This is a genomic window from Pseudoalteromonas sp. NZS11 (assembly GCF_015864765.1).
Lineage (GTDB): Bacteria > Pseudomonadota > Gammaproteobacteria > Enterobacterales > Alteromonadaceae > Pseudoalteromonas > Pseudoalteromonas arctica.
Genome location: NZ_JADYWP010000007.1, coordinates 95,770 through 107,181, shown reverse-complemented (window position 1 = coordinate 107,181; position 11,412 = coordinate 95,770). Strand labels below are relative to the sequence as shown.

Annotated in this window: 7 protein-coding genes; 4 read left to right on the top strand and 3 right to left on the bottom strand. The window is 39.0% G+C overall.

The window, feature by feature from the left end; genetic code table 11:
• The first annotated feature begins 54 nt into the window (after positions 1-54).
• Genes mfd through I6E82_RS14955 form a run of 3 tightly spaced genes read left to right on the top strand, consistent with a single transcriptional unit; the run spans position 55 to position 4,638 of the window.
• Positions 55-3,528, top strand: coding sequence for a transcription-repair coupling factor (gene mfd / locus I6E82_RS14965; RefSeq protein WP_007585668.1), 3,474 nt, complete (start codon positions 55-57; stop codon positions 3,526-3,528).
• Positions 3,528-4,364 carry a peptidoglycan binding protein CsiV gene (locus I6E82_RS14960; RefSeq protein ID WP_197118201.1) on the top strand — a complete coding sequence of 279 codons (837 nt, stop codon included), beginning with the start codon at positions 3,528-3,530 and terminating at the stop codon, positions 4,362-4,364. Before mfd ends, I6E82_RS14960 begins: the two co-directional genes overlap by 1 nt.
• Before the next feature lie 19 nt (positions 4,365-4,383).
• Positions 4,384-4,638 (top strand): hypothetical protein, encoded by a 255-nt coding sequence (locus I6E82_RS14955; RefSeq protein ID WP_007585664.1) that lies wholly within the window; start codon positions 4,384-4,386, stop codon positions 4,636-4,638.
• Positions 4,639-4,687: 49 nt separating this feature from the next.
• Here I6E82_RS14955 and I6E82_RS14950 read toward each other — a convergent pair whose 3' ends face one another.
• From I6E82_RS14950 to I6E82_RS14940, 3 genes are all read right to left on the bottom strand, one after another.
• Complete coding sequence (locus tag I6E82_RS14950) at positions 4,688-6,040, bottom strand: hypothetical protein (protein ID WP_007585662.1); 1,353 nt, start codon at positions 6,038-6,040, stop codon at positions 4,688-4,690.
• A 104-nt stretch (positions 6,041-6,144) separates the two neighbouring features.
• Positions 6,145-8,595: a TonB-dependent receptor gene (locus I6E82_RS14945; protein ID WP_007585660.1), complete on the bottom strand. Its 2,451-nt coding sequence runs from the start codon at positions 8,593-8,595 to the stop codon at positions 6,145-6,147.
• A 615-nt stretch (positions 8,596-9,210) separates the two neighbouring features.
• The gene (locus I6E82_RS14940; protein WP_007585651.1) at positions 9,211-9,636 is read right to left on the bottom strand and encodes a hypothetical protein; all 426 of its coding nucleotides are present in this window, start codon (positions 9,634-9,636) and stop codon (positions 9,211-9,213) included.
• Positions 9,637-9,975: 339 nt separating this feature from the next.
• Between I6E82_RS14940 and ccoN the strand changes: the two genes are divergently transcribed.
• A complete protein-coding gene (gene ccoN / locus I6E82_RS14935) occupies positions 9,976-11,409 on the top strand; it encodes a cytochrome-c oxidase, cbb3-type subunit I (RefSeq protein ID WP_007585649.1) in 1,434 nt (477 codons plus the stop codon).
• Positions 11,410-11,412 lie beyond the last annotated feature (3 nt).

The window sequence follows — 11,412 nt, the reverse complement described above, 5'->3', positions numbered from 1 at the left end:
CTTAACTCAAGATGGCTCTTACTTGCTAAGAGCCAACTATAAATGGAGTAATAAATGGCGTTTGAGCAATGGGCAGCCTTGCCTTGGGTAAAATCTCAAAAAGATAAAATTCAATGGGGCCAGCTAAGCGGAAGTGGTTTAAGTATTGCCATTGCTGAAGGCGTTAAACAACAAGACAACTTAGTCTTGATTGTTACGCCTGATACACCAAGCGCACTACGCCTTGAAACAGAATTAGAATATTTATTACCCGATAACCCAGTAATGGTATTTCCTGATTGGGAAACTCTGCCATACGATCACTTTTCTCCCCATCAAGATATTATTTCAGCCCGTTTAGCCACTTTAAACACCTTAAAAAAAGAACAACAAAGTGTGTTAATTGTGCCTGTATCTACCTTAATGTTGCGCACAGCCCCGGCCTCGTTTATTTACGGTTCAACAATAAACTTTAAAGTGGGCGACAAACTAGACACACATAACTTTCGTGACAACTTAGAGCAAGCTGGTTATTTAAATGTTCAACAAGTAATGGAGCACGGCGAATACGCTATACGCGGCTCTATCGTTGACTTATACCCAATGGGTAGCCCGCACCCATTTAGACTCGACTTTTTTGATGACGAACTCGATACAATTCGCTTATTTGATGTAGAAACGCAGCGTTCTGATGAAAAAGTAGATAAAATTGAGCTACTTCCAGCGCATGAATTTCCTACTAACGACGCTGATATTGAACGTTTTAGAATAAGCTACCGCGAAAAATTTGGTGCAAGCTCGCAGCAAGACTCTGTATACATGCAAGTAAGCAAAGGTAACTGGCCTGCTGGTATCGAATACTACATGCCGTTGTTTTTTGAAAAGCTAGCGACTATTTTTGACTACTTGCCAGATACAACAACTGTTATGCAGCTGGGTGATTTAGAGCACGCGGCAGATAACTTTTGGCACGATGTAAATGTACGCTATGAGAACCGCAGAGTTGACCCACTTCGTCCATTACTTGAACCCAATGCGCTTTATCAGCCTATTGAAGAGCTGTTTTCTAATTTAGGCAATTTTGCACGTATTCGTTTATCTCTTGCAAAGCTTGGTACTAAAGCGGGCAATAAAAACTTAAGCGTTAGCGAGCTGCCTGCTATTCGAATTGATCATAAGCAGCATGAACCTTATGCCGCGTTTATAAATTATGTAGCAGAGCAAAAAAAGAAAAAAGGCCGCATATTACTCAGTGTTGAATCCGATGGTCGTCGTGAATCATTACTGAGCATTCTAAAACCAAGCGGTTTAAAATTTAAAGAATTTGAAACACTCGAACAATTTACAAAAAGCGCGAGTGATGTAGGTTTAATAGTAAGTCCGCTTGAACAAAGTGTAGTACTTGGTACTAAGCCCAGCCTTTCTATTATTACCGAGCAAGAACTGCTAGGTATAAAAGTATCTCAACGCAGACGCCGCAAGCACAAGTACGAAGCCAGCCAAGATGCGCTAATCCGTAATTTAGCTGAGCTCAAAGAAGGCCAACCTGTTGTGCATCTCGATCATGGTGTTGGGCGTTACCAAGGTTTGCAAACAATTGATGCTGCAGGTGTAATTACTGAGTTTGTTACGATTACTTACGCAAGTGAAGCTAAACTTTACGTGCCAGTGTCTGCATTGCATATGCTGAGTCGTTACTCTGGCGGTGAAGAAGCCAGCGCCCCGCTGCATAAGCTTGGCTCAGATGCATGGGAAAAAGCAAAAAAACGTGCGGCTGAAAAAGTTCGCGATGTAGCAGCAGAATTACTCGACATTTATGCACAGCGCCAAGCAAAACCCGGTAATAAGTTTACTCTAGACGCCCCTGCATATCGCCAATTTAGCGATAGCTTCCCGTTTGAAGAAACTGACGATCAGCGCAACGCCATAGAAGCGGTGTTAGGTGATATGCAATCAAAGCAAGCCATGGACCGCTTAGTGTGTGGTGACGTAGGCTTTGGTAAAACAGAAGTGGCCATGCGCGCTGCTTTTGTAGCGGTTAACGATGATAAACAAGTGGCAATTTTAGTGCCTACCACCTTGCTGGCTCAGCAGCACTATGAAAACTTTAAAGATCGTTTTGCTGATTTTCCTATTGAAGTTGGTGTACTTTCGCGCTTTAACTCCACTAAAGAGCAAAAAGACACGCTTGAAAAAATGGCAAACGGTAAGCTCGATATAGTTATTGGCACACATAAACTTATTCAGCATGACATTAAATTTAACGATTTAGGCTTACTCATTGTTGATGAAGAGCATCGCTTTGGTGTTCGTCAAAAAGAGAAAATTAAAGCCCTGCGTGCCGATGTAGACATACTCACACTAACTGCAACGCCAATACCGCGTACACTTAACATGGCCATGAGCGGCATGCGCGATTTATCAATAATCGCAACGCCACCGGCTAAACGTTTAGCGGTAAAAACCTTTGTACGCCAACGCGATGTAGAACTAATACGCGAAGCTGTACTACGTGAAATTAAACGTGGTGGCCAAGTTTACTTTTTGCATAACAATGTGGAAACTATTGACCGTGTTGCGCAAGAAATTAGTGAATGGGTGCCTGAAGCAAGCGTCACCTCAGCCCATGGTCAAATGCGCGAGCAAGAGCTTGAGCAAATAATGACTGACTTTTATCATCAAAAATACAACGTGCTGGTATGTACCACGATTATTGAGACCGGTATTGATGTACCAACAGCCAATACCATTATTATGGATAGAGCAGATAAACTTGGCCTTGCGCAATTACACCAATTACGTGGACGAGTTGGTCGAAGCCATCATCAAGCGTATGCCTATTTACTCACAGGTGACCCTAAAGCACTCTCTAAAGACGCGAGTAAACGCTTACAAGCAATCGAATCGTTGGAAGATTTAGGCGCGGGTTTTGCTCTCGCTACACACGATTTAGAAATTCGTGGCGCCGGTGAGTTACTTGGCGACGATCAATCAGGTCAAATGCAAACAATCGGCTTTAGTTTGTACATGGAAATGCTTGAGCAAGCCGTAAATGCGCTACGTGAAGGAAAAGAGCCAACGCTTGAAAATCTACTTAAAAAACAAACCGAAGTAGATTTAAAACTGGCTGCACTATTACCTGATGATTACATACACGATGTTAATGCACGCCTAGGTATGTACAAGCGAGTTGCTAGTTGTGCTAACCTTGATGATATGGATGAACTACAGGTAGAACTTATAGACCGCTTTGGTTTACTGCCTGATGCCGCTAAAAACCTATTTAGCCTACAATTATTAAAAATGCAGGCAAGTAATTTAGGGATAACAAAAATTGAGGCAAATCCAAAAGGTGGTTACTTTGAGTTTAGCCAAGATACTAAGGTTAACCCTAGCTTCATCATTGGTTTGATACAAAGTGCGCCTAAGGTGTACAAAATGGATGGCGCAAATAAACTGCGCTTTGCAATTAGTGAAGCTAACGCTCGCGAACGCTTAAAAATGGTCACTGCAATGATTGCAGATTTCGAAAAAAAGGTTAGCCATTAATGTTGCTAAAAAAATCGCTAGTTATTTTATGCTGCTTGTTTAGCAGCACTGCATTTGCAGAACGCTGGTTTGAGGTTGAGGTGCTTGTATTTAAGCAGCGCCCTGCTCCGTATTTGCAAGAAGATTTTACACTTAAGCACAAAGCTATTGAGGATAAAAACTCTCTAGATTTAATGACACCTCTTTATACAGAGCAAGCAATGCAAGCATGTATAGATGGTGATGAGCGTTTTCAAAAACGCTCTTTTACCGACTCATTAGTTAATTCAAACCCACAATCGGGTGTATGCGGTGACAGTACAAACTACCTACAAAGCTACGATGAGCTACCTATAACACCTCTAGCACCCGCTAAAGATGATATGCAGCAAACTTATTTATTAGCGCCAGAACAACTGCAATTTAAAGCGCAGTACCGACAGCTAGATCGCAAAGGATTAACACCTATTCTACATACTGGCTGGCGCTTTGAAGGCGCAAGTAAATCGCGTGCTCCAAGTATGCATTTAATAGCAGGTAAACACCTTAAAAGTGATTCCAACGTAACCCCTAGCTATTCAAATCCTGATTTTGTAAGTTTATTAAACTCACAACCTGAACTATTTAACGACCCAAACCAATCAAAAGCAGAATGGGAACTAGACGGTTTATTTAAAATACACTTACGACATTATTTATACATTACAGCTAATTTTGATATTAGCCAAAAAATAGAAAATGGCGATATAGAGTCAGCCCGCTTTTCTCAGTTTAGACGTGTAATAAGTGGTGAAGTACATTACTTTGACCACCCACGAATGGGCATGATCGTCCAAATCAGAAAATTCAAACATTAATACTAAGTAGGATATAACAATGAAAAAACTCCTTATCATCGCAGCTACACTAAGCCTTGCGGCTTGTTCTAAAGTAAGTCTTGAGAGTTACGAAAAAATCAAAGTAGGTATGGACAAGACTGAAGTTGAAACCATTTTGGGAAGTGCAGATAATTGTGTTGAAAAAACACTGCATACTAATTGTGTGTGGGGCGACGAAGCAAAAAATATCGAGATCACGCTAGTATCAAACAAAGTAACTTTATATAGTAAACATGGTTTAGCTAATAAATAAATTTAAAAAAGGGACTGATTTTATCAGTCCCTTTTTTAATTACTAAAATTCATTTTTTGGAGTAGATAAGCTCAATATTAACGATTTTACTACGATTTAACGTTATTTTATAGCGTTGGTAGAGTGTTCTATCTTCCTCAGTTAGCACAAGCACCATGTTAAGTTGATAGCGCCGTTCAACCGCCTGCTTAGAAATTTTATTACTATCTAAATGATATAACTTCCCTTCACCACGCTTTAAATAACGCGCAAATGGTGCAAGACTAAATTGCAGTGTTTGTTGCAGTGTATCGTAACCGGGTAAAAATTCTTTTGCACTAACACGTGTCTCACTTGCAAAGTGTAACCACTGCGCGGCTTGTTTATTTTGCTGACGACGCTTTGAAAAAATAGATCTAACTTCTTTAGGTATTTTTTTAAAGCGTGTGTATTCAAGCCAAATTAGCTGACTCGCTATTTTGTCTTTGGTAATACTATTTTTAAAACTAAATCGCCACTTAGGTCGCCCTTGTACAATAGCTCGCCAGATCATACGTGTAATGTCTTCTTTAAATATTTCACGTAATCCGTAAATGACCCCCAAAATTAAAATAAGCGTCGCGGTGACTTCAGTAAACGTTGAGCGGGCATTAAGTATCACAACCATCACAAATGCCATGATAACAGCTGTTACAGTGCCTTTAACTAATCGTTTAAGGTAGCTGTTAAGAAAACGCGTTTGGCGCTGTAATATAACGCCATGCTCAATTAAACGTTGTAACAAACGCATTTTATTTGTTATTCGATTTGCGTCTTGCATGGTGGTTTCAGAATTGTAGCTTTTCTCTGCTCGGTACGTATTTTCGTTTTTACAAAACTGCAGTAAATCGTTACGCTCTTTTGCATAATCGCTACTACGTGGGCCTTCATCTAAAAGCTTTAAAAATGATTGCTCGACATGCCAACTTAAATAGTTATCAGCATTGGTAAAAAATGGAAGTAGTTTTTCGTCATCTGGCGTGTAGCGACGCAGCTTTTTTAAAAGTCCTTCACTTTGTTCATATACTTCGTTAGCGCGTTTATAAAAGTCTTCTGCTTCATCAATTTTTAACGCGTCTTTAATGTCGGCATCAAGGGCTAAACGCACTTGGTAACAAAATAAATTAAGGTTTTGACGGTAATCTTGCTGCTCACCTTTGTTTTTACTAACAAAACGGCTTCGTACTAATGGCAAGTGTATATTGTTAGCATTGTAGGCTAAATGCGATTTAAAGTGGTTATTAAAGTAAGATTCTTCGGTAAGCGTTTGCGGATTAATCCCCATTTCATTAGGGATAGAAAAATACAGATCTATGCGCTGTTCAGAACGAGGAGTTAGCTCTGGTTCAATGACAAAAGATAAGTTTTCATCTTGTTTTAACAATCAGTTCTCCTTCTAAAATATCGTTTTAGTGTACTTGTCTCCTTTGTTTTGTTCAATAAAAAAGGCTCAGTAAATACTGAGCCTTAATACGATTAATGTGCTAGTTAAAACTTGTAGTTTACACTTGCAAAAACACGTGAACCAATTACATCATAAACTTCTGGAACAGTACCCATATCGTTACCACCTAATACTTTCTCAGGCTCTTTATCGAAAATGTTGTTCATGCCACCAGTAAATCGTAATGCATCATTCAAGTTGTAGCTCATTGAAATATCGTGGTAAATAACGTTGTCAGTACTAAAGTTTTCACCGTAGTAGTCACCATCCATTCCACGAAGGAATCTTGCGTTATAAAGGATATTTAATGAATCAGTTAGATCGTAATTAACTGAAAGGTTAGACTTTATTTTAGAGTAACCACCGATGTTGCCATCAATAGTACCTGTGTAATTAATGTCATCTTCTTCAAACTTAATTAAATAAGTTGTATCAAGGTTTATACGGTAGTTATCTGCAGAGTAGCTAATATTCCAATCAACACCTGACGTTTCTTGAGAACCTACGTTAGTAAGTGCTGAACTTAGGTTAGATAAGTCACCAGATTGTGTAATGTTTACTGATGAACATGATTCTGAGTCACCTGCAAAACAGCTATTCATTTCGTTTTGAACATCTAAGCGAGTAATCGCATTAGTAATATCAAACTTCCAGTAATCTAGAGTTGTTGATAAACCGTCAGCTACTTCCCAAACCATACCAAAAGTGAAAGAGCGACTTTCTTCGGCTTTAAGATCGTTATCACTTGTGTAGTTTACAAGTATTTGAGCATCTTGTTCGTTGCCCCATGGATCAGCTAGGTAATCGTACGAACCTGAGTTACCACCAAACAGTTCTGATACGTTTGGTGCTCTAAAGCCAGTAGCTAATACAGAACGAACCATAAACTCTTCAGTTACATTCCACGTTGCACCAAGTTTCCACGTTGTTTCGCCACCAAAGGTAGAGTAGTTATCGTAGCGAGCAGCACCTTCAAGGGTAACAGTCTCTAATACCGGCATAGATGTTTCAAAGTAGATAGACTGTACTGAGAAATCACCTTCAGTTGGATCTTGTTGTGCAGCTGTGCTCTCACCAAGCTGAGTAATTAGATCTGGTGTGTAGTAACCACTTTCAAAGCGGTTTTCTACACCGATTGCGTAACCAATATCACTTTCTGTTACTGCGCTATAACCAGCTGAAAGAATAAATTGCTCGTTACCACCTTCGTTTGACTCAGTATAAATTGAATCGTTAGATGTTAATAAGCTACGATCTAAAGAATCACCGCTGAACCAAAGAGCTTGGTTTGCATAAATGCTTTCTTCAACTCGACTTGCATTAATTGAGTTTTGAACTTTATCTTTTGAGTCATTACGACCGTAAGTTGCACTTACATCCCAGCTTGCATCGTTATCTAATAAACCTTGTAATGCAACAGATACACGGTAAGTGTCAGTTTCTTGCTCATAAATACGAGGACCAGCATCAACCATTCTTCTTCTGTACTCTAAAGAGTCAGCAAGATCGCCTGTATCTGCGTCACGGAAGCTATCTGTGTAAGTTGAATCCAAGCTAGAAGTACTTAAATCAATACTTGCTGGTTGTGGTGCAAGTTGTTGATTAGATTCACGACGTGTATACATCAAATCAACATTAAATGTAGTGTCTGAGTCTAGCTCTTTGTCAAAACTAGTAAATAAGCTGTATAGCTCATTAGGTGTTTGAGCATAGCTTGATGTTGTGAAGTCGTATGAAGTAGTTCTATCTGCAAAAACACCATTACCCTGGTAAGTTCTGCCGCCCAGTGTTCCTTCAGGGATAAATGAAGACTCGCCAGGCTCTACAAAACGACGATCCGACTGAATTACTTCACCACGGTTTGAGTATTGAGCACCAACAACTAAGTTGCCATCGGCAATATTCATTCCGTGTAATAAACTAACACCGTAGTTATTGCCATCACCTTTTGTAGTGCGGCTGCCTTCAACGTTTAGCTCTGAACCTTCAAAATCTTTCTTTGTTATGATGTTAACAACACCAGCAATAGCATCAGAGCCATATACTGCAGACGCGCCGTCTTTTAAGATTTCGATAGATTTGATCATTGCTACAGGAATGGTATTTAAATCAACAGAAGAATCTGCGCCGGTACCTGAAGAAACCATACGACGACCGTTTAGGAGTACTAACGTACGTTGTGAACCCATACCACGTAAGTTTACTGTTGCTGAACCGCCAGAACCATTATTACTTGAAGCGCCTAAGCTAATACCAGCAGCTGATGGCTGAGTAGAAAGTATGTCAGCAACAGATGTGAAACCACTTTTTGCAATGAAGTCATCACCGATAACTGTGATTGGGCTTGCTGTTTCCATATCAGTACGGTTAATACGAGAGCCCGTCACCTGAATTTTTTCAATTGATGTAGCTGCTTCGTCAGCCGCTAAAACTTGCACACTTGAGAACATTGGTATTGCTGCAATTACAGCTAAGCCAAGAGTTGATTTTTTCATGAAAGAACCCTACTTGTTGAAGTTTACCTTTATTGGTAATGCTCACTTGTTATAAGAATAGTGAGTCAGATGGGCAACTTAGGCGCTTTTAACTGAACGAAAACTTAACGCCAGTACGTTTTTTATCAATCAACAAAATAGAACAACTCTTTTGGGGACATACGTTACAACTTGTTTCATTGTTAACGAATAAATACATTTAAATATCAATAGCATAAACAATTTAAGATACTTAAATAACACAGTTGAAACCAAACTGGTCAACTTTGTAATTCAATGTAATTAATCGAATTGTGTACCAAATTCAGATAAATTAACAAGTTAATCACAGCAAATTATTAAAACCGCAAAACTAAATGTTAATTACTAACCGAATTTACGCATGTTTGGTGCTTAAATAGCTTTATCTGACTACTTTGCGGTTTTTTTGATTAGACTTTTTGTTCAGCCACAATTAAAACTGTGTCTTTATTGAATTAGTTTCATATTATAAAAACTTATATTGGCTACTTGATTCAAATAGCAGTTTTAGTGATCTTCTCGCTTAAATAATCGTATGGATAACAATGCAAATTGCTAATGGTAAATGGATTGCATGAAAGTTAGGTATTAAGCCTAATACGTTACATAAAAAGAGTAATTTAGTGTTTGTATTAAAGAGGTTGTATTATCTTTGACTGTTAGCTCTAAATTCCAGAGCATATTTTGCTCAGAACAAATGCCAACCATGGTATTACTCTGCCACAGGCCATTATGTTTTTTAAATTGCTGAGGAATGTAACCCATATACATAGTAATGCCTTTAAGCTTAGCATCTTCAATTGTAAGGTTTGTTGGCAAATCACTAAAAATAGTAAATGGAGTTTCGGGAGAAAGGGTTTTCTCGCTTAACCATACTTTAACATCATTTGAAAAAGTACAAGGCAAATTGGCTGTGCATGTGGCATTTTCTAGAAACTTTTCATCTGTATTTTTGGAAAAATCACATGCTGTTAATAAAAAAAATACCGCCGTGAATAAACTTAATCTATATATAAGCATAACAATTTCGCACTAAAGAAAAACAAATACTAATAATCGCGACTGCAAATAACAAGTGCGAGTGTTACTATTAAGCCAAATTAGGCACAAACTGTATCAAAAAATAAACAACAAGCTCACAAACATTGATTGATGTCATAATTTTATGTAATTGACCTATCTTTTTTAGGCCAAAAAATTTATCATTTCACCCGCAAAAAATAAGGGTTTCTCAAGTTTTTTTTCTGAAGCTTTCATGTATTGAAAGTTTTAGATAACACGCTTGAGAAAATAGTAGGCCCCACTTTTAAAGGTGGGTAATTCATTTCTAAACGCATTTATTGCAGCGGAAGCCAGAAAATGAGCCAAACAGTAGCATCACAAACTGAGTATAACTATAAGGTTGTACGCCAATTCGCTATTATGACAGTGATTTGGGGCATCGTTGGCATGAGTATTGGGGTTCTGATTGCTGCCCAATTAGCTTGGCCAGCACTTAACTTTGATACACCATGGTTAACTTACTCTCGACTACGTCCGTTACACACGAACGCAGTAATTTTCGCATTTGGTACCAGTGCACTTTTTGCGACGTCTTATTACGTCGTACAACGTACTTGTCAAACGCGTCTTTTCTCAGACAAACTCGCCGCCTTTTCTTTTTGGGGCTGGCAGCTAGTTATTGTATTAGCAGTAATTACATTACCACTTGGTATTACTAGCTCAAAAGAATACGCAGAACTTGAATGGCCAATCGATATTTTAATCGCTGTGGTTTGGATTGTTTACGCTATTGTATTCTTTGGTACTTTAATCAAGCGTAAAGTGTCGCACATTTATGTTGCTAACTGGTTCTATGCTGGCTTTATTATTACTGTTGCAGTACTACACATTGTAAACAGCATGGCAGTGCCTGTATCGTTAACTAAATCATATTCAATCTACGCTGGTGCGGTAGATGCTATGGTTCAGTGGTGGTACGGTCATAACGCTGTAGGTTTCCTACTTACTGCTGGTTTCTTGGGTATGATGTATTACTTTGTACCTAAACAAGCAGGTCGTCCAGTGTACTCATACCGTTTATCGGTAGTTCACTTTTGGGCTCTAATTTCATTATATATCTGGGCTGGTCCTCATCACCTTCACTACACAGCGCTTCCTGATTGGACGCAAAGTTTAGGTATGGTTATGTCTATTATCCTATTCGTACCGTCTTGGGGTGGTATGATTAACGGTATTATGACGCTATCTGGCGCGTGGCATAAACTACGTACTGATCCAGTACTACGCTTCTTAGTTGTTTCGTTGTCTTTCTACGGTATGTCTACGTTTGAAGGTCCAATGATGGCAATTAAATCTGTAAATGCGTTATCTCACTACACAGATTGGACAATCGGCCACGTACACTCAGGTGCACTAGGTTGGGTTGCTATGATTTCAATTGGTGCTATTTACCACTTAATTCCTGCGTTATTCGCGCAAGGTCGTATGTATAGCGTTAAATTGGTTAATACCCACTTCTGGTTACACACTGTAGGTGTTGTTTTATACATTGTTGCAATGTGGATTTCAGGTGTAATGCAAGGTCTAATGTGGCGTGCAGTAAATGCTGACGGTACATTAATGTACAGCTTTGTGCAGTCTTTAGAAGCGTCGCATCCTTTCTATATCATGCGCTTTGTAGGCGGTGTATTCATCGTAACGGGTATGTTAGTTATGGCTTATAACGTTTACCGCACTATTTCAGCTGAGAAAGAATCTCTGAAACTAGACGCGCAAGCACAATTAGCATAACGG

Coding starts and splice junctions, on each gene's coding strand:
- I6E82_RS14955 (WP_007585664.1), top strand. CDS start 4,384: ATGAAAAAACTCCTTATCATCGCAGCTACACTAAGCCTTGCGGCTTGT.
- ccoN (WP_007585649.1), top strand. CDS start 9,976: ATGAGCCAAACAGTAGCATCACAAACTGAGTATAACTATAAGGTTGTA.
- I6E82_RS14940 (WP_007585651.1), bottom strand. CDS start 9,636: ATGCTTATATATAGATTAAGTTTATTCACGGCGGTATTTTTTTTATTA.
- mfd (WP_007585668.1), top strand. CDS start 55: ATGGCGTTTGAGCAATGGGCAGCCTTGCCTTGGGTAAAATCTCAAAAA.
- I6E82_RS14945 (WP_007585660.1), bottom strand. CDS start 8,595: ATGAAAAAATCAACTCTTGGCTTAGCTGTAATTGCAGCAATACCAATG.
- I6E82_RS14960 (WP_197118201.1), top strand. CDS start 3,528: ATGTTGCTAAAAAAATCGCTAGTTATTTTATGCTGCTTGTTTAGCAGC.